At 63.0% G+C, this 21,606-nt stretch carries 22 protein-coding genes; 17 read left to right on the top strand and 5 right to left on the bottom strand.

All coding sequences use genetic code 11. The annotated features are described in order from the left end of the window. Window positions 1-13 precede the first annotated feature (13 nt). The 11 genes from uppS (at window position 14) to lpxB (ending at window position 10,748) form a co-directional block, all read left to right on the top strand. Window positions 14-751: a polyprenyl diphosphate synthase gene (uppS, locus tag ACGYKA_RS12800; RefSeq protein ID WP_067261562.1), complete on the top strand. Its 738-nt coding sequence runs from the start codon at window positions 14-16 to the stop codon at window positions 749-751. Between the two features lie 11 nt (window positions 752-762). After that, complete coding sequence (locus ACGYKA_RS12795; RefSeq protein WP_067261564.1) at window positions 763-1,554, top strand: phosphatidate cytidylyltransferase; 792 nt, start codon at window positions 763-765, stop codon at window positions 1,552-1,554. Window positions 1,555-1,560: 6 nt separating this feature from the next. After that, a complete protein-coding gene (gene dxr, locus ACGYKA_RS12790) occupies window positions 1,561-2,736 on the top strand; it encodes a 1-deoxy-D-xylulose-5-phosphate reductoisomerase (RefSeq protein ID WP_271687461.1) in 1,176 nt (391 codons plus the stop codon). A gap of 13 nt (window positions 2,737-2,749) precedes the next feature. Beyond that, the gene (rseP, locus tag ACGYKA_RS12785) at window positions 2,750-4,093 is read left to right on the top strand and encodes an RIP metalloprotease RseP (RefSeq protein WP_394408968.1); all 1,344 of its coding nucleotides are present in this window, start codon (window positions 2,750-2,752) and stop codon (window positions 4,091-4,093) included. 136 nt (window positions 4,094-4,229) lie between these two features. Continuing rightward, entirely contained in the window at window positions 4,230-4,355 is a 126-nt protein-coding gene (locus ACGYKA_RS12780) for a hypothetical protein (protein ID WP_269451576.1), read from the top strand. Window positions 4,356-4,549: 194 nt separating this feature from the next. After that, a complete protein-coding gene (gene bamA, locus ACGYKA_RS12775) occupies window positions 4,550-6,883 on the top strand; it encodes an outer membrane protein assembly factor BamA (RefSeq protein ID WP_394408971.1) in 2,334 nt (777 codons plus the stop codon). A 4-nt stretch (window positions 6,884-6,887) separates the two neighbouring features. Further along, entirely contained in the window at window positions 6,888-7,472 is a 585-nt protein-coding gene (locus ACGYKA_RS12770; protein ID WP_394438991.1) for an OmpH family outer membrane protein, read from the top strand. Between the two features lie 81 nt (window positions 7,473-7,553). Continuing rightward, complete coding sequence (gene fabZ / locus ACGYKA_RS12765) at window positions 7,554-8,024, top strand: 3-hydroxyacyl-ACP dehydratase FabZ (protein ID WP_067264885.1); 471 nt, start codon at window positions 7,554-7,556, stop codon at window positions 8,022-8,024. Continuing rightward, window positions 8,021-8,803 (top strand): acyl-ACP--UDP-N-acetylglucosamine O-acyltransferase, encoded by a 783-nt coding sequence (gene lpxA / locus ACGYKA_RS12760; RefSeq protein ID WP_136720306.1) that lies wholly within the window; start codon window positions 8,021-8,023, stop codon window positions 8,801-8,803. Before fabZ ends, lpxA begins: the two co-directional genes overlap by 4 nt. After that, window positions 8,800-9,600 (top strand): LpxI family protein, encoded by an 801-nt coding sequence (locus ACGYKA_RS12755; protein ID WP_394408977.1) that lies wholly within the window; start codon window positions 8,800-8,802, stop codon window positions 9,598-9,600. The genes lpxA and ACGYKA_RS12755 overlap by 4 nt, the downstream gene beginning before the upstream one ends. Then, entirely contained in the window at window positions 9,597-10,748 is a 1,152-nt protein-coding gene (gene lpxB, locus ACGYKA_RS12750) for a lipid-A-disaccharide synthase (RefSeq protein WP_394408980.1), read from the top strand. The genes ACGYKA_RS12755 and lpxB overlap by 4 nt, the downstream gene beginning before the upstream one ends. A gap of 6 nt (window positions 10,749-10,754) precedes the next feature. On the opposite strand, the gene mnmA is transcribed toward lpxB, so the two are convergent. Further along, window positions 10,755-11,897, bottom strand: coding sequence for a tRNA 2-thiouridine(34) synthase MnmA (mnmA, locus tag ACGYKA_RS12745; protein ID WP_394408983.1), 1,143 nt, complete (start codon window positions 11,895-11,897; stop codon window positions 10,755-10,757). A gap of 120 nt (window positions 11,898-12,017) precedes the next feature. Between mnmA and ACGYKA_RS12740 the strand changes: the two genes are divergently transcribed. The 5 genes from ACGYKA_RS12740 to ACGYKA_RS12720 all read left to right on the top strand — a co-directional run bounded on the left by ACGYKA_RS12740 (window position 12,018) and on the right by ACGYKA_RS12720 (window position 17,635). After that, window positions 12,018-12,296, top strand: a complete 279-nt coding sequence (locus ACGYKA_RS12740; protein ID WP_067266163.1) for a DUF1153 domain-containing protein — start codon at window positions 12,018-12,020, stop codon at window positions 12,294-12,296. A gap of 94 nt (window positions 12,297-12,390) precedes the next feature. After that, window positions 12,391-13,098 carry a response regulator transcription factor CtrA gene (gene ctrA, locus ACGYKA_RS12735; protein WP_271687449.1) on the top strand — a complete coding sequence of 236 codons (708 nt, stop codon included), beginning with the start codon at window positions 12,391-12,393 and terminating at the stop codon, window positions 13,096-13,098. A gap of 101 nt (window positions 13,099-13,199) precedes the next feature. Beyond that, window positions 13,200-15,320, top strand: a complete 2,121-nt coding sequence (ligA, locus tag ACGYKA_RS12730; RefSeq protein WP_394408985.1) for an NAD-dependent DNA ligase LigA — start codon at window positions 13,200-13,202, stop codon at window positions 15,318-15,320. Beyond that, window positions 15,317-17,407, top strand: coding sequence for an ATP-dependent DNA helicase RecG (gene recG / locus ACGYKA_RS12725; RefSeq protein ID WP_394408987.1), 2,091 nt, complete (start codon window positions 15,317-15,319; stop codon window positions 17,405-17,407). Before ligA ends, recG begins: the two co-directional genes overlap by 4 nt. 99 nt (window positions 17,408-17,506) lie before the next feature. Further along, the gene (locus ACGYKA_RS12720) at window positions 17,507-17,635 is read left to right on the top strand and encodes a hypothetical protein (protein ID WP_269451604.1); all 129 of its coding nucleotides are present in this window, start codon (window positions 17,507-17,509) and stop codon (window positions 17,633-17,635) included. Window positions 17,636-17,825: 190 nt separating this feature from the next. On the opposite strand, the gene ACGYKA_RS12715 is transcribed toward ACGYKA_RS12720, so the two are convergent. Then, window positions 17,826-18,287 carry an iron-sulfur cluster assembly scaffold protein gene (locus ACGYKA_RS12715; protein ID WP_394408989.1) on the bottom strand — a complete coding sequence of 154 codons (462 nt, stop codon included), beginning with the start codon at window positions 18,285-18,287 and terminating at the stop codon, window positions 17,826-17,828. Between the two features lie 75 nt (window positions 18,288-18,362). Here ACGYKA_RS12715 and hisI point away from each other — a divergent pair, with 75 nt between their 5' ends. Further along, window positions 18,363-18,722: a phosphoribosyl-AMP cyclohydrolase gene (gene hisI / locus ACGYKA_RS12710; RefSeq protein ID WP_394438987.1), complete on the top strand. Its 360-nt coding sequence runs from the start codon at window positions 18,363-18,365 to the stop codon at window positions 18,720-18,722. 9 nt (window positions 18,723-18,731) lie between these two features. Here hisI and gluQRS read toward each other — a convergent pair whose 3' ends face one another. The 3 genes from gluQRS to trmFO are packed head-to-tail and all read right to left on the bottom strand — an operon-like array spanning window position 18,732 to window position 21,594. Then, the gene (gene gluQRS, locus ACGYKA_RS12705) at window positions 18,732-19,589 is read right to left on the bottom strand and encodes a tRNA glutamyl-Q(34) synthetase GluQRS (RefSeq protein ID WP_394408993.1); all 858 of its coding nucleotides are present in this window, start codon (window positions 19,587-19,589) and stop codon (window positions 18,732-18,734) included. Beyond that, window positions 19,586-20,200 (bottom strand): class I SAM-dependent DNA methyltransferase, encoded by a 615-nt coding sequence (locus ACGYKA_RS12700; RefSeq protein ID WP_394408995.1) that lies wholly within the window; start codon window positions 20,198-20,200, stop codon window positions 19,586-19,588. The genes gluQRS and ACGYKA_RS12700 overlap by 4 nt, the downstream gene beginning before the upstream one ends. A 53-nt stretch (window positions 20,201-20,253) precedes the next feature. After that, entirely contained in the window at window positions 20,254-21,594 is a 1,341-nt protein-coding gene (gene trmFO / locus ACGYKA_RS12695; protein WP_394408997.1) for a methylenetetrahydrofolate--tRNA-(uracil(54)-C(5))-methyltransferase (FADH(2)-oxidizing) TrmFO, read from the bottom strand. Window positions 21,595-21,606 lie beyond the last annotated feature (12 nt).

The raw sequence follows: 21,606 nt of genomic DNA, 5'->3' as shown, positions 1-21,606 counted from the left end.
AAAAGGTCGAGACATGAGCACCGCCGAAATTCAGCCCCAAACGATACCCGGCGGGCCACGCCATGTGGCGATCATCATGGACGGCAATGGCCGTTGGGCCACCCAACGCGGGCGGCCCCGGCTTTTTGGGCATCACGCCGGCGCCAAACGCGTGCGCGAGATCGTCGAATGCTGCCCCGATGTGGGGGTCGAGTATCTGACGATCTTTGCCTTCTCGACCGAGAATTGGAAGCGCACGCAGGTCGAAGTGGCGGGACTTATGTCCCTGTTTCGGCGCTATATTTCCAAGGAAATGCGCAGCCTCAGCGATTACGGCGCGCGGGTGCGGTTCATTGGGGATCGCGACCGGCTGGATGACAAGCTGATCAAGCTCATGGGAGAGCTTGAGGCCCATACCGCCCATAACACCCGCATCAATCTGACGATCGCGCTCAATTATGGCGGCCGCGATGAGGTGGCTCGTGCCACGCACCGCTTGGCCCAAGATGTCGCCAGCGGCAAGCTCGACCCTGACTCGGTGGACGAAGAGACCCTGCCGCGCTACCTCGATACCCATGTGTTGCCCGACCCCGATCTGGTGATCCGCACCAGCGGCGAGGCGCGGATTTCGAACTTTCTGCTGTGGCAATCGGCCTATGCGGAATATGAGTTCATCGACACGCTGTGGCCGGATTTCACCCGCGAGGAATTCGCCCGGCTCTGCGCCGCCTATGGCGGGCGCGACAGGCGGTTCGGTGCGGTCAAGACCTGAGGAGAGCTGCGATGAAATCACCTGAACAATGGTCCGACCTACGCGCCCGCATGCTGTCGGCCAGCGCGATGATCTTGATCGGTCTTTTGGGCATCTGGTTGGGCGGCACCGTCTTTCATCTGCTGGTGGCGCTAATCTGCGGCATGATGGTCTGGGAATTGGTCGGCATGCTGCGCGGGCAGGGGCAAGCGGCGGCTTGGCAATTGGGGCTGGTGACCGCGGCGGCGGTTCTGGCCTCGGTCTATCTGCCGGTGGGCTTTGGCCTGCCGCTTTTGCTGGCCCCGGCGCTGGCGGGCTTTGCACTATTGAGCGCCAATCGCACGCTTTACATGAGTTTTACCGCGCTGATCCTGCTGGCGGGCTTTGGCCTGATCCAGCTGCGCGATGACATGGGCTTTGGCTGGTTGATGTGGCTGGTGCTGGTGGTCGTGGTGACCGATGTTGTGGGCTATTTCGCAGGCCGCGCCATCGGCGGGCCCAAATTCTGGCCCAAGGTCAGCCCCAAGAAAACATGGTCCGGTACCGCCTCGGGCTGGGTCGGGGCGGCTGTTGTCGGGCTGATTTTCTCGTTCAACACGGGCTTTGGCCTGCAACTCGTTGGCATCTCGGTGGCGCTGTCGATGGCCTCTCAGATGGGCGATATGGCGGAGTCGGGCATGAAGCGAAAGATGGGCGTCAAAGACAGCTCGGCCCTGATCCCCGGCCATGGCGGTCTGTTGGACCGTTTTGACGGGATGCTCGGCGCTGCCGTTTTCTTGCTGATCGTCGGGCCGCTGATCGGTTTCCCGCCGGGTGTGAACTGACCCGCTATGCCGCGCAAGATTTCGATACTGGGGGCGACCGGCTCTATAGGTCAGAACACGATTGACCTGATCCGCCGCGCGCCCGACGCCTATGAGGTCGTGGCCCTTACCGGCGCGGGCAATATCGCGCAATTGGCCAAGGATGCCATTGCGCTGAAGGCCGATGTGGCCGTCACCGCCCGCGAAGACCTGCTGGACGATCTGCGCGACGCGCTCAGTGGCAGCGGTGTCGAAGCCGCAGCGGGGGCCGAGGCGATCACCGAGGCCGCATCGCGCCCGGCGGATTGGACCATGTCGGCGATCATCGGGGCGGCGGGGCTGGCACCGGGGCTGGCGGCGCTGCGCCAAGGTGGCACGCTGGCACTGGCCAACAAGGAATCGTTGGTCTGCGCCGGGGCGCTGATCATGGGAGAGGCCGCGCGCCACGGCGCGACGATCCTGCCCGTCGACAGTGAACATTCCGCCGTATTTCAGGCGCTGGTCGGCGAAGACATGGCCGCCGTTGAGCGTGTCATCATCACCGCCAGCGGCGGCGCGTTTCGCGATTGGCCGCTCGAAGACCTTGCCCATGCGACGCTCGACCAAGCCTCAAGCCATCCCAATTGGGACATGGGGCAGCGCATCACCATCGACTCGGCGTCGATGTTTAACAAGGCGATGGAAGTCATTGAGACGCGTGAGTTTTTCGGCGTCTCCCCCGAGGCGATTGAGGTGCTGGTGCATCCGCAGTCGATGATCCATGCGCTGGTGGGCTTTTGCGACGGGGGGCTGATGGCCCATGTCGGCCCCGCGGATATGCGCCATGCCATCGGCTATGCGCTGCACCACCCCGCGCGCGGGCATCTCCCGGTCGAGCGGTTGGACCTGACCAAGATTGGACGTTTCGATTTCACCGCCCCCGATGACGCCCGCTGGCCCGCGCTGCGGCTGGCGCGGGACGTCATGGCAGCGGGCGGTCTGATGGGCGCGGTCTTTAACGCGGCCAAGGAAGTGGCGCTTGACGGTTTCATCGACGGACGGCTGCGCTTCACGCAGATGGCCGAGATCGTCGAAGAGGTGCTGGAGCGCCGCGCCGAAGAGGCCGCGCAGGGCCGCGACGACATGACACTTGAACTGGTGGCGCAGGCGGACCAACTCGCACGCAAGGCGGCAGAGGCCGCAATTCAGAAAAGGGCAGGGTAGTACGTTGGACATCATGGGGTTTTTGCCGGAGTTCGGCGGGCTGATCTGGACGATACTGGCCTTTGTCGTGGCGCTGTCGGTGATCGTGGCGATCCACGAATACGGGCACTACATCGTGGGCCGTTGGACCGGGATCAAGGCGGATGTCTTCAGCCTCGGTTTCGGCCCGGTGCTGTTCTCGCGCGTCGACAAACGCGGCACGCGGTGGCAGTTCGCGCTGCTGCCCTTTGGCGGCTATGTGAAATTCGCAGGCGACTCCAACGCGGCCTCCGGCAAGGATGAGACCGCGATGGAAGCGCTTGCCGACGACCCCGAGGCGCTGCGCCACACGATGCACGGCGCGCCGCTCTATGCCCGCGCGTTGACCGTGGCGGCGGGGCCGGTGTTCAACTTTGCCCTGTCGATCCTCATCTTCTTTGCCGTTGCGATGACCGCCGGAACCGCTCGTGATCCGCTCACCGTCGGGGAATTGCGGGCGTTGCCCAATGACGCCTATGAGTTGGCTCCGGGCGATATTCTGCGCGCGGTCGAAGGCACCCCGGTGCCCTCGCTCTCTGCCGGGGAACGCTATGGCGATTTCCTGACCAATCTGCCGCAGGAAGCGGTGCTGAGCTATGACGTCACCCGCGATGGCGAAGAGCTAACCGTGCCTGGCCCCTATCTTATGCCGCCGCTGGTCAGCAACGTCGCCCCGCAATCGGCGGCGCAAGAAGCCGGTCTGCGCAGCGGCGATGTGATCACCGCGGTGAATGGGCAAGAGATCGTGGCCTTTGGGGAATTGAAAGAGGTGGTCGAAGCCTCCGAAGGGGCACCGCAGGAGTTGACCGTCTGGCGCGATGGCGAGAGCTTGCCTTTCACTCTTGTCCCCAAAGCCACGGATGAGCCGCAGCCCGATGGCAGTTTCAAACAGAACCTGCGCATTGGCATCGTTGGCGGCATGGCCTTCGTGCCTGCGACTGATACCCCCGGCGTGGGTGAGGCCCTCGGCACCGGTTTGGACAACACTTGGCGCATTATCACCGGCTCGATCTCGGGCCTGCGTGAGATGATCGTGGGCAATATCAGCACCTGCAACCTCAGCGGCCCGGTGGGCATCGCCCAGACCTCGGGCGCGATGGCGAGCCAAGGGGCGCAGTCCTTCATCTATTTCATCGCGGTGCTGAGCACGGCGGTCGGTCTGCTGAACCTCTTCCCGATCCCGGCTTTGGACGGCGGGCATCTGGTGTTCTACGCCTATGAGGCGGTGACCGGCAAACCGCCCAGCGACGGCGCGCTGCGCTTTTTAATGAGCATTGGCATCGCCTTGGTGCTGACACTGATGCTCTTTGCGCTCGGCAATGATCTGTTCTGCCCCTAAACGGCGCAACGACAGCGAAAGAGAGCCTGCGCCTTGCCCTTCGGGGCAGGGCGCAATGCCTTCAAATGGCCACGATTGAACAAAATCGTGCCGCAATCTTTGGCTATGGTTTCCCTTCATCGAGAAGGAACCGAAAATGCACGTCTTGCAAGGAACATACCGCGGCCTGAGCCTGCTTTTGGACCTGAATTGGGACCGCGCGTTCTTTGGCGCGGCCATTGCCGCGGCGCTTTCCGCCGGAGCCTTTGTCGCCTCTCTCTGACCGCTGCGAGTTGCCGGATCGGGCAGTTTCACACGATCTTGTCCCATCATGTCATTCTGGCTCAACTTGCCGCATGATATGGTATATTTTTCCCGCCGTTGCTTTTGACAAACCCCGTTAACCTGCGTAGTCAGGTTGACAACAATGTCGTAAAAAAACGGGTCGGTGTAATGGGACTGAGGAACGAGGGCAGAATGCCCGTCGAATGGGCGCAGCGCAGCAATGTCGGCAAGACCCTTCGGGGGGCATCGCTTTGTGTCATGTTGTCCGTCGCGTGGCTCGTGCCCAGCAGCCAAGCGCAGGCGCAGCAATATCAGTTCAACACGGTCGTCATCGACGGCAATGAGCGGATTGGCGATAGCGCCATCCTGCGCCGCGCGGGCATCGGGCGCGGGCAGGCGGTGACGGGCGGTCAGTTGAACGACGCCTACCAGAACCTGCAAAACTCGGGTCTGTTCGAATCCGTCTCGCTTGAGCCGCAGGGCGGCACGCTGGTGATCACGGTGGTCGAACTGCCGACGCTGAACCGCGTCAGCTTTGAGGGCAACCGCCGCATCAAGGATGAGATGCTGGCCGAACTCATCGGCTCGACCGAGCGTCGGGTGTTCAACCCCAGCCAAGCCGAGCAAGACGCCGCCGCCATCGCGGAGGCGTATAGCAACGAGGGGCGCTTGTCGGCCCGCGTGCAGCCGCGCATCATCCGCCGCGACCAGAACCGCGTCGATCTGGTGTTCGAGATTTTCGAAGGCGACAATGTCGAGATCGAGCGTCTGAGCTTTGTCGGCAACCGCGTCTATTCCGACCGCCGCCTGCGCCGCGTTCTGGGCACCAAACAGGCTGGTCTGTTCCGCCGTTTGGTCAAACGCGACACCTATGTCGAAGGCCGCGTCGAGGCCGACAAACAGTTGCTGCGGGATTTCTACCTGTCGCGCGGCTATGTCGACATGCGCACCGAGGCGGTGAATGCCGAGTTGACCGAAGAGCGTGATGGCGTCTTTGTGGCCTATAACATCACCGAGGGGCAGCAGTTCCGTTTCGGCGAGGTGAAGCTGGAATCCGAAGTGCCCGGCCTGAATGCGGCGGCCTATCGCGACCTGCTTAAGATCCGCCCCGGCGTGATCTATTCCCCGACCCTGATCGAGAATGACATCGCCCGGATCGAGCGCCAAGCGATCCGCGATGGCGTCGATTTCCTGCGGGTCGAGCCGGTGATCGACCGCAATGACCGCGATCTGTCGCTTAACGTGACCTACAAACTCTCCCGTGGTGAGCGCATCTTTGTTGAGCGGATCGACATCGAAGGCAACACCACCACGCTCGACCGTGTGATCCGGCGCGAGTTCGACAGCGTTGAGGGGGACCCCTTCAACCCACGCGAAATCCGCCAAGCAGCAGAACGCATCCGCGCGTTGCAGTATTTCGAGACGGCAGAGGTCAATGCCCGCCAAGGCTCCAGCCCCGAACAGGTCGTGATCGACGTGGACGTGGAAGAGAAGCCCACAGGGTCTCTGAACTTCGGCGGCTCCTTCTCGAACAACGACGGTTTCGGTGTGGCGGTCAGCTTCCAAGAGGAAAACTTCCTCGGGCGCGGCCAGCGGCTGAACCTGTCGATCTCCACTGCCGAGGATGCGACGCGCTATGGCGTGACCTTTGTCGAGCCGCGCTTCCTTGGGCGTGACGTGGCGCTTGGTCTCAAGCTGGACTATGCCGAGACCAATTCCTCCTATACCAGCTATGACACCGAACGTCTGGTCTTCCAGCCCAGCCTGACCTTCCCGGTCAGCGAGAATGGCCGTCTGTCGACGCGCTATACCCTCGAAGGGATCGAGATGCTGGAGCGGGACGACGAGGACAACAGCGCCACCATCGCGAATGAAATCGCCGAGGGCGCGCTCTTCTCCTCCTCCGTTGGCTATACCTATACCTACGACACCCGCCGCAGCGGGCTGGACCCGACACAGGGCGTTCTGTTCGAGTTCGGACAGGACTTTGCCGGGCTTGGCGGCGACAACGAATATATCAAGACCACGGCCAAAGTCGCGGGCGAGAAGCGTATCTTTAACGAGGAAGTCACCCTGCGTGCCACGCTCGAAGGCGGGGCGCTGTCGTGGAACAGCGGTACCAACCGTGCGGTTGACCGTTTTATCCTCGGCCCGTCGATCATGCGCGGCTTTGAGCCGGGCGGCATCGGCCCGCGCGATCAGAGCAACGGGGTGGACGACGCGCTTGGTGGCAACCTTTTTGCCGTGGCCCGTTTCGAGGCCGAGTTCCCGCTGGGTCTGCCTGAGGAATATGGCATCACCGGCGGCGTCTTCTACGACGTGGGCAACCTGTGGGATCTGAGCGATGTGGACACCTCCGGCGGCACCATCGTCGGCGAAAGCGGTTCGTTCCGTCATGTGATCGGCTTCTCGGTCTTCTGGGACACGCCGCTTGGCCCGCTTCAGTTCAACGTCTCCGACGCGCTGAAGAAAGAGAGCTTTGACAAAGAGCAGAGCTTTGAGGTTACCCTGCGGACCACGTTCTAAGCCCATGCGCCGCGCCTTCATCCCCTTGGTGATGATGCTGGCCGGGGCCGCCCCCGGCGTTGCGCAGCAGGGGCCCTTGGCAGACCCTCAGACAAACACGCCCGCCCCGGCGCAGGGCGGCGTGATCAGCCCGGTGCTGACCATCGATTCCGAACGCCTGTTCCGCGACAGTGCCTTTGGCCAGCGCGTCAGCCGCGAGATCGAAGCCCAGAGCGATGAGCTTGCCGCCGAGAACCGCGAGATCGAAGCGGCGCTTGAGGCGGAGGAACGCGAACTCACCGAAAAACGCTCTCAGCTGAAACCGGCGCAGTTCCGGCTTTTGGCCGATGCTTTTGACGAAAAGGTGCAGCGCACAAGGGCAGAGCAGGCGGCGAAGAACCGGGCGCTGAGCGAGGCGCTGGACCTTGAGCGCGAGCGGTTTCTGGCCGCCGCGGCCCCGGTGCTTGAGCAGTTGATGCGCAATTCCGACGCGGCGGTCATTCTGGAGCGGCGTCGGGTCTTTGTCACGTCCTCCGCGATTGAGGTCACGGATGAGGCGATTGCGCTTCTGGACGAGACGATCGGCAGCGGGCTGACGGACGCCGAGTAAGCGCCGCCCCCGCCGGGATGCTTGCCCCCAGCCGTCCGAATTGGTAGCCCTTCGGCAACCTTCTGAGACAAAGGACAGTCCATGACCGAAGAGCTGCTGCGCGCCGATATCCAAATGATCCAGCGCATCCTGCCGCACCGCTATCCCTTTTTGCTGGTCGACAAGGTCGAAGAGATCGCGGGCACCGAGAGTGCTGTCGGCTACAAAAACGTCACCATGAACGAGCCGCATTTCCAGGGCCATTTTCCCGGCACGCCGATCATGCCGGGCGTCACCATCGTTGAGGCGATGGCCCAGACCGCGGGTGTGATGGTGGGCACGGCCCTCGGCATGCAGGACCGCGACATGCTGATCTATTTCATGTCCATCGACAAATGTAAGTTCCGCCGCAAGGTTGGCCCCGGCGATGTGCTGCGGATGGACCTCAAGACCCTGCGCGGCAAGCCGGGTGCGAAGATTTGGAAGTTCGGCGGCGTGGCCACCGTTGAGGGTGAAATGGCCGCCGAGGCCGAGTTCATGGCGATGTTGGACCTCCCGCAGGACGCGGCATGAGCAATATCCACCCCAGTGCCGTGATCGAAGAGGGCGCGCAGATCGACCCTTCGGCGCGCGTCGGCCCTTTCTGCGTGGTCGGGCCCGAGGTCGTGTTGAAGGCGGATGTGGAATTGAAATCCCATGTCGTCGTCACCGGCCGGACCGAGGTCGGCGCGGGCACGGTGATCTTCTCTTTCGCGGTGATCGGTGAGATTCCGCAGGATCTGAAGTTCAAGGGCGAAGCCAGCCGACTGGTCATCGGGGAGCGGAACCGCATCCGCGAACATGTCACCATGAACTGCGGCACCGAAGGTGGCGGCGGGGTAACTCGCGTGGGCGATGACGGGCTCTTCATGGCTGGCTGCCACATCGCCCATGACGCCGTGGTCGGCAATCGGGTGATCGTGGTGAACAATGCCGCCGTGGCGGGGCATTGCGTGCTTGAAGATGACGTGATCATCGGCGGGCTGTCTGGCATTCATCAATGGGTGCGCATTGGGCAGGGCGCGATCATTGGCGCTGTGACCATGGTGACGAATGACGTGATCCCCTACGGCCTCGTGCAAGCGCCGCGCGGTGATCTTGACGGACTGAACCTCGTTGGGCTGAAACGCGCGGGCGTGGCGCGCAGCGATATCACGGCGCTCAGGGCCGCGTTCCAGATGCTGGCGCAGGGCGAGGGGACATTCTCGGACCGGGCGCGGCGTTTGGGGGACGAGACGCAAAGCGATTACGTCCGCCAGATCGTCGATTTCGTCATGGCCGACACGGGCCGCCATTTCCTGACGCCGAAATGAGCCTTGCGCTGATCGCCGGGCGCGGCGGCCTGCCCGCACGGGTGGCGGCGGCGCAGGACGTGCCGCCTTTGGTCTGCGCCTATGAGGGCTGCGCGCCCGATGGGCTGAAGGCCGATCTGACCTTTCGGTTGGAGACTTTGGGCAGCCTGCTTGCGCATCTTCTGAGCCTTGGCATCCGCGAGGTGTGCCTCTGCGGTGCGATTGACCGGCCTACGCTCGATCCTGCCAAGCTCGACATGCGCACGGCGCCCTTGGTGCCGCAGTTCAAAGCCGCCCTTGCGGCGGGCGACAATGGCGCGCTTGAGGTGATCAAGACGATTTTCGAAGATCACGGCCTGCGGGTGGTTGGGGCCGATGAACTCGTCCCGGACCTGCTGGCCGACAGCGGTGTGCTGTCCCGCGAGCGGCCCGACGATCAGATGCGCCGGGATGCGGCGCGCGGCACGGCGGTGCTGGACGGGTTGGCAAGCTTGGACATCGGGCAGGCCTGCGTGATCGGGCGCGAACAGGTCTACGGGGTTGAGGCCATTGGGGGCACGGATCACCTGCTCGCGACCCTGCCAGAAGCGGTACAGGGCGCGCGCGCAGTGCTCTGCAAAGGCCCGAAAACTGGCCAAATCCGTGAGATCGACCTGCCCACCATCGGCCCCGACACGCTGCGCGCCGCCCATGCGGCGGGGCTGGCGGGCGTGGTGGTCAAGGCGGGCGGCGTGATGTTGCTGGAGCGTGACGCCTGCGTGGCGCTGGCCGATGAACTAGGATTGGTGCTTTGGGTCCGAGAGGGGGACGCGGGATGAAGGTGTTCATTCTGGCAGGCGAGCCTTCGGGCGACCGGTTGGGCGGCGCGCTCATGGCGGGGCTGAAAGAGCTCTGCCCCGAGGTGACATTTGACGGCATCGGTGGGCCGCAGATGATGGCTGAGGGGCTGGAAAGCCGCTTTAATATGGATGAGCTCAGCGTTATGGGGCTGGCCGAAATCCTGCCGAAATATCGCGCGCTGATGGCCCGGATCAACGAGACGGCGCAGGCGGTGGTCGAGTTGAGGCCGGATGTGCTCATCACCATCGACAGCCCCGATTTCTCACTGCGCGTGGCGCGTAAGGTGAAAGAGAAATCCGACATCAGAACAGTGCATTACGTGGCCCCAACCGTCTGGGCTTGGCGCCCCGGCAGGGCCGAGAAGATGGCTCGTTCCGTCGATCACGTCCTCGCCCTGTTCCCCTTCGAGCCGCCCTATATGGAAGCGGCAGGCATGGCCTGTGATTTCGTCGGCCACCCGGTGGTGGCCGAGCCCGTGGCCGATGACGCCGCCGCGGCGTCGTTCCGCGCCGAACACCGCCTCGCCGATGCGCCCTTGTTGCTTGCCCTGCCCGGTTCGCGCCGGGGGGAGGTCACGCGGCTGGCCCCGGTGTTCCAGCAGGTCGTCGCGCGATTGGTCGAGGCGGAGCCGTCCTTGCGCGTCGTCGTCCCTGCGGCGGCCCCCGTGGCGGCCTTGGTCAAACAGGTCACGCGCAACTGGGCGGGCAGCCCGCTGGTGCTAGACCCGCGCGACCAAAGTGCCGAGGCTTTCACCGCCAGCAAGCGCGCCGCCTTCCGCGCGGCGGATGTGGCGCTTGCGGCCTCGGGCACCGTGTCGCTGGAGCTTGCCGCTGTGAACACGCCGATGGTCATCGCCTATGACATGAATTGGATCAGCCGCCAGATCATCGGGCGGATGCTGCGGGTGGATACGGTGACGCTGGTCAACCTCGTTTCGGAAACCCGCGTGGTGCCGGAATTCATCGGCGCGAACTGCCGCCCCGGTCCGATTGCCGAAGGGGTTTTGCAGGTGCTGCGCGCGCCCGGCGCCCAGAAGGACGCCATGGTGCTGACGATGCAGCGTCTGGGGCAGGGGGGTGAGGCACCCGGCCTGCGAGCCGCGCGGGCGGTGCTGGCGCGACTTTAAGGGCTGTCAGCCGCGGTGAATCCAGCCGCCGCCGAAAATGCGCGTGCTTTCAGGATCATAGAAAACACAGGCCTGCCCGGGAGAGACGCCTTCCTCGGCGGTGAGCAGCTCGACCTCGGCCTCCGTCTCGCTGATCGGGCGCAGGATTGCATCGCGCGGTGGACGGGTAGAGCGCACGCGCACGGCGATGTTCCATTCCGCCTGCGAGGTCAGGGGCGCATCGCCCAGCCAATTGATCTCACGCACCGGGATCTTGCGAGTGGCGAGCATGGATTTCGGGCCGACGACCACCTCTTTGCGCTCAGGGTCGAGCTTCACGACGTAGAGCGGATCGGCCAGACCGCCGATGCCGAGGCCGCGGCGCTGGCCAATGGTGTAGTGGATCACGCCCTCGTGGCTGCCCAGAACGTTGCCCTCGGTGTCGACGATGTTGCCCGGATCGGCGGCCTCGGGGCGCAGTTTGCGGATCACCGCGGCGTAGTCGCCATTGGGGACAAAGCAGATGTCCTGGCTGTCGGGTTTGTCGGCGACCTCGAGCCCGTATTTCGCGGCGAGCTTGCGGGTGTCGTCCTTGCTCGGCAGATGGCCCAGCGGGAAGCGCAGGTAGGACAGCTGCTCTTCGGTCGTCGAGAACAGGAAATAGCTCTGGTCGCGGTTGCCGTCGGCGGCGGCATGCAGCTCCGGCCCGCTCTCGCCCATCTTGCGCTGGATGTAATGGCCGGTGGCCATGCAATCGGCCTCGAGGTCCTTGGCGGTTTCCAGCAGATCCTTGAACTTCACCCGCTCGTTGCAGCGGATACAGGGCACCGGGGTGGCGCCGCCGAGGTAGCTGTCGGCAAACTCGTCGATCACGGCGTCCTTGAAGACGTTCTCATAGTCCAAGACGTAATGCGGAAAGCCCATCTCCTCGGCCACGCGGCGGGCATCCTGGATATCAACCCCCGCGCAGCAGGCGCCTTTCTTGGCCAGCGCCGCGCCGTGATCGTAAAGCTGTAGGGTGACGCCCACCACGTCATAGCCCTCGTCCTTGAGCATGGCCGCGACGACAGAACTGTCCACGCCGCCCGACATCGCCACGACGACGCGCGTATCGGCAGGCGCTTTCGCAAAGCCAAGCGAATTGAGCGGCGGGGTCTGATCAAGGGCCATGGGTCTCTCCGGAGTTTGTGCGCGAATATAGGAAAATCCTACCTAGTCACAAGGGCGGGCTTCACGCCGCGTTAAGGCAGGTGGGGGTTATTGGACGCCAAAACAATGGCGGATGATGCGATGTACCTGAAAAAAGTCGATGGGCCACGGTCTGTTACCCTCGCTGACGGGAGCGTGATGTCCCGCGCCGATTTGCCAAGCGCCGATACCCGCAGGTGGGTCGCTTCGCGCAAGGCGGCGGTGGTGCGGGGGGTGGTCTATGGGCTGATCACCCAATCCGAAGCGCTTGAGCGTTACGGTATCAGTGATGAGGAGTTTATGGAGTGGTTACATGCGGTTACCGAACATGGGGAGGCCGCGCTGAAGGCCACGGCCTTGAAAAAATATAGACAACTTTAAGTTGTTAATCTATCCTATCGAGTATCGGTAACGGGTAGTTAACCTTTTTTGCTCAGGGTGAGCCCATCGTCCAAGATGAGCCGGAGTAACCGAAATGCGTGTATTGTTAGTTGAAGACGACCCAACGACCTCTCGCAGTATCGAACTGATGCTGACCCATGCGAATCTTAACGTCTACGCCACCGACCTGGGCGAAGAGGGAATCGATCTGGCCAAGCTTTACGACTATGATTTGATCCTGCTCGACCTCGATCTGCCGGATATGAACGGCCATGACGTGCTGCGCCAGTTGCGGCTCGCCCGGATCGAGACGCCGATCCTGATCCTCTCGGGCTCCGACGATACGGAAAATAAGCTGAGGGGCTTCGGCTTCGGCGCCGACGATTATTTGACGAAACCCTTTCATCGGGAAGAATTGGTCGCCCGGATCCATGCCATCATTCGGCGGTCCAAGGGGCATTCGCAATCCATCATCAAGACGGGCCAAGTGGCGGTGAACCTTGATGCCAAGACCGTCAGCGTGAACGATGCCCCCGTGCATCTGACCGGCAAGGAATATCAGATGCTCGAACTGCTGAGCCTGCGGAAGGGCACCACCCTGACCAAGGAAATGTTTCTCAACCACCTCTATGGCGGCATGGATGAGCCTGAGTTGAAGATCATCGATGTCTTCATCTGCAAACTTCGCAAGAAGCTGAGCCAAGCCACCGGCGGGGAGAGCTATATCGAGACGGTCTGGGGCCGCGGCTATGTGCTGCGCGATCCTGACCCGGTCGAGATGGATTTGGCCGCCAGCGCCTGATCCCCCTCGGTCCGGGCCAAAAATCATTCGCCCTGAAATCGCTAGACCTGCCCCTGATCGCCACCTATCTAAGCGACAGATGACAATATCGGGGGCAGATCGTGACATCCCAGATCGAGGTTGAAGCGCTGACCAAAGCGCAGGCAGAGACGGAATTGGCCCGGCTGGCCGAGGTGCTAAGCGCGGCGAACACCGCCTATCATACGGAGGATGCACCGGAAATCTCCGATGCGGAATATGACGCGCTCAAACGCCGCAATGCCGAGATCGAAGCGCGTTTCCCGAACCTCAAGCGCGCCGATAGTCCCTCAGAACAGGTCGGCGCACCGGTCGCCGAAGGTTTTGGGAAGATACGCCATGCGGTGCCGATGCTCTCGCTCGCCAATGCTTTCGACGCCGAGGAAGTCACCGAATTCGACGCGCGGATCCGCAAATACCTCGGCCTCGGCGCCGATGCGCCGCTGGCCTATACGGCAGAGCCCAAGATCGACGGGCTGTCGCTTTCTCTGCGCTACGAAAACGGCGTGTTGGTCCAGGCCGCCACCCGCGGCGATGGTGCTGTGGGTGAGAATGTCACCGCGAACGCCCGCACGATCCAAGACATCCTGCAAGAGCTCAAGAACGCGCCCGATCTGCTGGAGGTGCGCGGCGAGGTCTATATGAGCCACGCCGATTTCGCGGCCCTGAACGCGCGGCAGGCGGAAAGGGGCGGCAAGACTTTCGCCAACCCGCGCAATGCCGCTGCCGGATCGCTGCGCCAATTGGACCCTGCAATTACCCGCGCGCGACCCTTGCGGTTCTTCGCCTATGCTTGGGGCGCGCTTTCGGCCCCCTTGGCCGACACCCAAAAAGGCGCCATCGACCGTTTGGCGGAACTGGGGTTCTCGACGAACCCTTTGACCGCGCTTTGCGAGGGGCCGGGCGATATGGTCGCCCATTACGAGACGATCGAGGCGCAGCGCGCCACGCTTGGCTATGATATCGACGGCGTGGTCTACAAGGTCGATGACCTTGCCCTGCAGGACCGGCTCGGTTTTCGCTCGACCACCCCGCGTTGGGCCGTGGCCCATAAATTCGCCGCCGAACTGGCATGGACCCGGCTTGAGAGCATCGATATTCAGGTCGGCCGCACCGGCGCATTGTCCCCCGTGGCGCGGTTGCAGCCGGTAACGGTGGGCGGTGTCGTCGTCTCCAACGCGACGCTGCACAATGAGGACTACATCAAAGGGCTCGACAGCAAGGGTGCCGAAATCCGCGGTGGCAAGGATGTGCGCGTCGGTGACTGGGTGCAGATTTACCGCGCGGGCGATGTGATCCCCAAAGTGGCCGATGTTGACCTGTCGAAACGCCCCGAGGATGCGGCGCCTTTCGTCTTTCCGACCACCTGCCCGGAATGCGGATCGGATGCGATCCGCGAGCCGGGCGATGCGGTGCGCCGCTGCACCGGGGGGCTGATCTGTCCGGCCCAAGCCGTTGAAAAGATGATCCATTTCGTGAGCCGCAAAGCCTTTGACATTGATGGCTTGGGGGCCAAACAGGTCGAACAGTTCTACCACGACGGCTGGATTGCAGAGCCTGCGGATATTTTCACCCTGAAAGAGCGTTACGGCAGCGGCGTGCAGCAGTTGAAGAACCGCGAAGGCTGGGGGCCGAAATCGGCCGAAAACCTGTTCCAAGCCATTGAAGATCGGCGTGAAATCCCCATCGCGCGGCTGATTTTTGCCCTCGGGATCCGCCATGTGGGCGAGGCGGCGTCGAACCTGATCGCGCTCCACTACGGCGATTGGCAGAGTTTCGAGGCCGCCATGGCCGAGGCGCGCGGGTTGGACGGCCCGGCGTGGGACGATCTGATCGGCGTCGATGGGGTGGGCAGCGTCATGGCGGGCTCGCTCGTCTCGGCCTTCGCGCAAGAGGCGGAGCGCGCCTCGATCGACCGGTTGGTGGCGCATCTGACTGTGATTCCTGCCGAGCGGCCCCACACCGAAGGCAGCCCCGTGGCGGGCAAAACGGTTGTCTTCACCGGCACCTTGGAGAAGATGAGCCGTGCCGAGGCCAAGGCCCGCGCGGAGCGTTTGGGGGCCAAGGTCTCAGGCTCGGTCAGCGGCAAGACCGACATTCTGGTCGCCGGACCGGGGGCCGGGTCCAAGGCCAAAAAGGCCGCCGAACTGGGGATCGAGATCTTGGATGAAGACGGCTGGCTGGCCCTGATCGACGGCCAATGAGCGGCAGACCGGAACAGCTTTTCCCGCTTTTCGCCGGGCTGGAAACGCTCGAAGGGGTGGGGCCTAAGACAGCGCAATTGCTGGGGCAATTGGGCATCCAAGCGCCGCGCGATCTGATTTTTACCCTGCCGCATTCCGGCATCGACCGCCGTCTGCGCGACAGCGTGAAGGACGCCCATCTGCCCGCAACACTGACCGTCGCCGTGACCATCGGCGCGCATCGCCCGGCCCGCAACAAGGGCGGCGCCTATCGCATCATGGTCGAGGATGCGCAGACCAGTTTTCAACTGGTCTATTTCCACGCGCGGGGTGATTACTGGCAACGCCAATTACCCGAAGGCAGCCGTCGCATCGTCTCGGGCCGGGTGGAATTTTTCGACGGGATGGCGCAGATGGTCCACCCCGATTTCGCGGTGCCGGAGGATCAGGCCAGCAGTATTCCCGATTTTGAGCCAGTTTATCCGCTGACCTCTGGGCTGACACAAAAGCTAATGTACAAGGCCACCCGGGGCGCGTTGAAAAGGCTGCCAGTGGTGGCCGAATGGGCCGATCCGGGGCAGGTGGCGCAGGCCGGCTGGCCCGATTTCGCCGCCGCCGCAGAGGCCGCCCATGATCCGCAGAAGGCCGAGGATCTGACTGCCACCGCGCCTGCGCGCGAGCGGCTGGCCTATGACGAGCTTTTCGCCCATCAGGTGACCTTGGCGCTGGCGCGACAGAATGAGCGGCGCAAGATGGGGCGGGCGAACCGGGGCGACGGGCGGCTGCAGCAAAGGGTGCTGTCCTCCTTGCCCTATCGCCCCACCGGCGCGCAGCAGCGCGCGATCGAAGAGATCACCGCCGACATGGGCCGCGAGACGCGGATGAACCGGCTGTTGCAGGGCGATGTGGGGGCGGGCAAGACGCTGGTGGCTTTCATGGCGCTCTTGCGCGCGGTTGAGGCGGGGGGACAAGCGGTGCTGATGGCGCCGACGGAAATCCTTTCCCGTCAGCACCTTATGGGGCTGCAACCGCTGGCGGAACAGGCGGGCGTTGTGCTGGAACTGCTCATCGGTCGTGACAAGGGGGGCGAGCGTCGGGCCAAGCTCGCGGCGCTGGAACGCGGCGATATCCAAATCCTCGTCGGTACTCATGCGGTCTTTCAGGCCGATGTCAGCTTTGCCGATCTGCGCCTCGCCGTGGTTGACGAACAGCACCGTTTCGGCGTGCGGCAGCGGCTGGAACTGGGCCGTAAGGGGAAGCTCGCTGATGTGTTGGTAATGACCGCCACGCCGATTCCGCGCAGTCTGGCGCTGGCGCAATACGGCGATATGGATGTGTCGATCCTCGACGAAAAGCCCCCCGGGCGGCAGCCTATTCGCACGGCGCTCGTCTCGACCGCACGGATGGATGAGGTCATCGACCGGATGCGCCACGCGATCAGCGAGGGGCGGCAGTGCTACTGGGTATGTCCGCTAGTTGAGGAAAGCGAAGTCAGCGATCTCACCGCGGCGGAGGACCGGTTCAAACGTCTGCGCGCCGCTCTGGGCGAGGGCGTCGTCGGGCTGGTCCACGGCCAAATGCCGCCCGCCGAGAAGGACGCCGCCATGCGCGCCTTCCAAGCGGGGGAGACCAAGGTGCTGGTGGCCACCACGGTGATCGAAGTGGGCGTCGACGTGCCCAATGCGACAATCATGGTGGTCGAACGGGCCGAAATTTTCGGCCTCGCGCAGCTGCACCAGTTGCGGGGTCGCGTCGGGCGGGGCTCAGGCGCCTCGACCTGCCTTTTGATGTATCAAGCGCCGCTGAGCGAGACGGGCCGCCAGCGGCTTGAGGTGCTGCGCGAATCCGAGGACGGGTTTGTCATCGCCGAAACCGACCTGAAGATGCGCGGAACGGGGGATCTGATTGGCACGGCGCAGTCCGGCGTGCCGCGTTTCCGCGTGGCGGATTTGGAGCGTCAGGCGGGCCTGATGGCGGTGGCGCAATCGGATGCCCGCAAGCTTTTGGCCGATGATCCCAGCCTCGAAGGGCCGCGCGGCAAGGCTGTGAGACTGCTTTTGTGGCTGATGCGGCAGGATGAGGCGATCCGTTTGATAACAGTGGGTTAGTAGTCAAAACCTCATTATGCTCGCGAATGTTCTCAAAAAGTTCTTTACTTGCGGGTGAAGAAATGAGAACAAAGAAGCAACACAGATAAGGAGGTATTGATGATGACTTACACTGCCCTGAAATCTATCGCCGTCAGATCACAGGCCACATTGCTGCAAGATGCAGCAGGGGCCGCCGCTTTGATCGTGATGCTGGTGGTGGGTCTGCATCTGCCCGCCTTTATCTGAGTTCTGCCAAGGCTCTCATGCCGCTTTGCCGCTGCATCCGTCCCAATTTGATGCTCCGACTTGGCTGTCCGCGTCGGGTTTCGGCAAAGTGGGTCCCACATGAGGCACGCCGACTGACGCCGCCATCCTTCGCAGGATGTGCGGCGTTTTTTTAGCTTTTCAGGGGGAGCCTTGCAGAGACTGGCGGCGATCAGCGTTCGCCCGCGTCCGCAGGTGCCTCGGCCTCTTGCATCGCTTCCGTCAATGCTTCGATGCTGAGCATGATAGAGGCATGGCGGTTTTTATAGGCGGTGGCGGGGGTCAGCACCTCGAAACCGTCGAAAGGGGCATCCGGCACCGAGCCTTCGCCTTTAAGCATGGCACGCAGTTGGTCGCGTGCGGTTGCGATTTGCGCAAGCGATCTGCCGGGGGCGGCATCGCCCACCACGGCGGCGGCGGCTTGCCCCAAGGCGCAGGCTTTCACGTCCTGCTTCATCTCGGCCAGATGCCCATTCTCAACCCGCACATCGACCGTCACGGTGGAGCCGCAGAGCGGCGAGCGGCGTTTCACGCTGGCCTGCGGGGCTTCCATGCGGCCCAAGTGGGGGATCTCGGCCGCGAGCGCGAGAATGCGCGCGGAGTAGAGCTTGATGAGGTCCGTCTCATTCGACATGGGCTGTTCCTTTTCGTGCTGAAACCCTACATAAGCGCCGCAGAGACAGATGCAAATATTTCCACGAGGTGCCCGATGACATTTGATCCTGCAAGCCTTCAGTTCAACGAAGCGGGGTTGATCCCGGCCATTGCGCAGGACGCCGAGACCCATGAGGTGCTCATGCTGGCGTGGATGAATGCGCAGAGCATCGCGCGCAGCTTCGAGACCGGCAAGGTCACCTATTGGAGCCGTTCGCGGCAGGCGTTCTGGGTGAAGGGCGAAACCAGCGGCAATGTGCAAAAGCTGGTCGAGATGCGCGTCGATTGTGACCGGGATTGCCTATTGGTGATGGTCGATCAGACCGGGCCTGCCTGTCACACCGGGCGGCGGAGCTGCTTTTACACCAGGATTCAGGATGGTGAAGAAGTCGAACTGATGAAGCCGATGGATTAAGACCGTGCGCTAAAGCCCGACGAATTCACGAATTTCATCGGTCGTGGCGCCGTTCTCGCGATAGATCGCGATGGCGCGGGCGTCATCACGTTTGGCCAGTCGTTTGCCGCTGTCATCGCGGATCAGCCGGTGGTGGTGGTACAGCGGCGTCGGCAGATCCAGCAATGCCTGTAGCACCACATGAATATAGGTCGCCTCGAACAGATCGGCCCCGCGCGGGACCAGCGTCACCCCCTGCGCGGCGTCGTCGAGCACGACCGAAAGGTGATAGGACGTGCCCATGTCGCGGCGGGCCAAGACCACATCCCCGACCGTGCCGATCAACTCATCAGGGGAGAGGGTGATCTTCCCAGTTTCGGCATTCGGCCCCTGGCCGTTTTCGGTGAAGCTTAGCTTGGTATAGCCAAGGGTTTCCAGTGCCTTACGCATATCCAGGCGCAGAGCGCCGGAGCCTTTGGAGTGGCCTGCCGTGCGGCAGGTGCCGGGGTAAATGAGGCCATCGGGGCCGTAGACGGGTTCTGCTCCCTCTTGCGGCGCGCTGGTGGCGGCGGCAATATCGCGGCGGTTGCAGGTGCAGGCATAGAGCAGACTGCGCGACCAGAGGACATCTAGGGCGGCCTCATAGGCCGCCATTCGTTCCGATTGCCGCATGACGGGTTGCGGCCAGTCGATGCCCAGCCATGCGAGGTCTTCGTAGATCTGCGCCTCCCAATGCGCACGCGCGCGGGATTGGTCGATGTCTTCGATCCGCAGCAGAAAATCGCCGCCTGCGGCCTTTGCCAGATCATGGGCCAAGAGTGCGGAATAGGCGTGGCCGAGGTGCAGTGGTCCGGTCGGGGATGGCGCGAATCTGGTGGTAAGAGTCAATTCTTTTCAATCAGATATACGGTAGACTTCATGTCGATCCCGGGCAGGTGCGGCCCTTCCTCGGCAAAGAGAAGGATCGCCGCGCCGCAATCGGTCCATTCGTGGATCATGCCTAAAGCACCGCGATCTTCCAGTGCCTTTTCATTGAGTGAAAATAAAAGCTTACCGCCCTTTTCTAACCCATGCATCAGCGCATCGAAGAGGCTGATGGGGGCCGCACCGGGGCCGATCACGCCGATGGCGCTGATCGCTGCATAAGCCCCGGGCGCAAAGGGAAGTGGCGCGTCAACTTCGAGTTCTAATAGGTTGCGGTATATGCCTTTTTTGCGCGCTTGCTCTAGCATGGCGGCGGAAACATCGCCGCCGTCGATGGTGGTGAAACCCGCCTGTTTCAGCGCCGCGCCGGACAGCCCGGTGCCGCAGCCGATGTCGAAGACCGGCAGGTCTTTGTCGTCGAGGAATTCTGCGAGCGTGGCAGCGGCGCGGTCGGGCGTGGCATAGCCCTGCGCCTTGATGTCCTCGTCATAGCTGCTTGCCCATTCGTCATAGAGGCTGCGGATCACATTCGTGTCCCGCGCCGCATAGGCCTTGTCAAAAAAATGCTGTGTCATGCCCTTAGGATATGGGGGATGAGCAGGAGGATCCAGTGTTAACCCCCGCCGGGTTAATCTTGATTAAGCCATGTTTGCCAGTCGGCCTTGGCGCGGTCCGTATAGGCTTTGTAGCGGTCCTTGCGGCCACGGCGGCCCGATTTCAGCCCTTCGACCGGGGGGAAGAGGCCGAAGTTCACGTTCATCGGCTGGAAGGTCTTTGCCTCGGCCCCGCCCGTGATATGGGTGATCAGCGCGCCCATGGCGGTGCTGTCGGGCGGGGTGGGCAGGCTGCCGCCCTTGATTTCAGCAGCGGCCATACGGCCCGCCAGCAGGCCCATGGCGGCGCTTTCGACATAGCCTTCGACACCGGTGATCTGACCCGCAAAGCGGATATTGTCGCGGCTGCGCAGGCGCATCTGGTCGTCGAGCAGTGTCGGCGAGTTGATGAAGGAGTTCCGGTGAATGCCGCCCAGACGGGCGAAGCGCGCGTTTTCCAGCCCCGGAATGCGTTTGAAAACATCTGTTTGCGCGCCGTACTTCATCTTGGTTTGGAAGCCGACGATATTGTACAGCGTTCCCAGTTTATTGTCGCGGCGCAATTGCACCACGGCATGGGCCTTGACCTCGGGCTGGTGCGGATTGGTCAGCCCCACGGGTTTCATCGGGCCGTGGCGCAGGGTTTCGCGGCCCCGTTCGGCCATCACTTCGATGGGCAGGCAGCCGTCGAAATAGCCTGCGGTTTCGCCCTCGCGGAACTCGGTCTTTTCGGCGGCCAGCAGCGCGTCGATGAAATCCTCGTATTGCTCCTTGTCCATCGGGCAGTTGAGGTAGGCTGTGCGCTCTTCCTCGGTCTCGCCCTTGTCATAGCGCGACTGCATCCAGGCTTTGGACATGTCGATGCTGTCGAAATAGACGATGGGCGCGATGGCGTCGAAAAAGGCCAGCGCCTCGGCGCCGGTTTCAGCCGCGATGGCTTCGGCGAGCTTGCCCGAGGTCAGCGGGCCGGTGGCGATGATCCATTTGCCGTCGCGCGGCAGTTCGGTGATTTCGCCATATTCCACGGTGATATTGGGGTGGGCGAGCAGCGTGTCGGTGACGCTCTGCGCGAAGGGGTCGCGGTCTACCGCCAATGCGCCGCCTGCGGGCAGGCGGTTCTTGTCGGCGCAGGCCATGATCAGCCCGTCGGCGGCACGCATTTCCCAATGCAGCAGGCCGACGGCGTTCTGTTCGTCATCATCCGAGCGGAAGGAGTTGGAGCAGACCATCTCGCCCAGAAGCCCGGTTTGGTGGGCGAAGGTTTCGACCTTGGGGCGCATTTCGTGGATCACGACTTTCACGCCCGCGTTCGCCGCTTGCCAAGCCGCCTCTGATCCGGCCATGCCGCCGCCGATGATGTGCAATGTATCTGTCATGGGGGCGATGTA

Source organism: Sulfitobacter sp. 1A15106 (assembly GCF_043556995.1).
Taxonomy (GTDB): Bacteria; Pseudomonadota; Alphaproteobacteria; order Rhodobacterales; family Rhodobacteraceae; genus Sulfitobacter; species Sulfitobacter faviae.
Note: the sequence above shows the minus strand (reverse complement) of the source record. Positions and strands in the feature narration are given on the sequence as shown.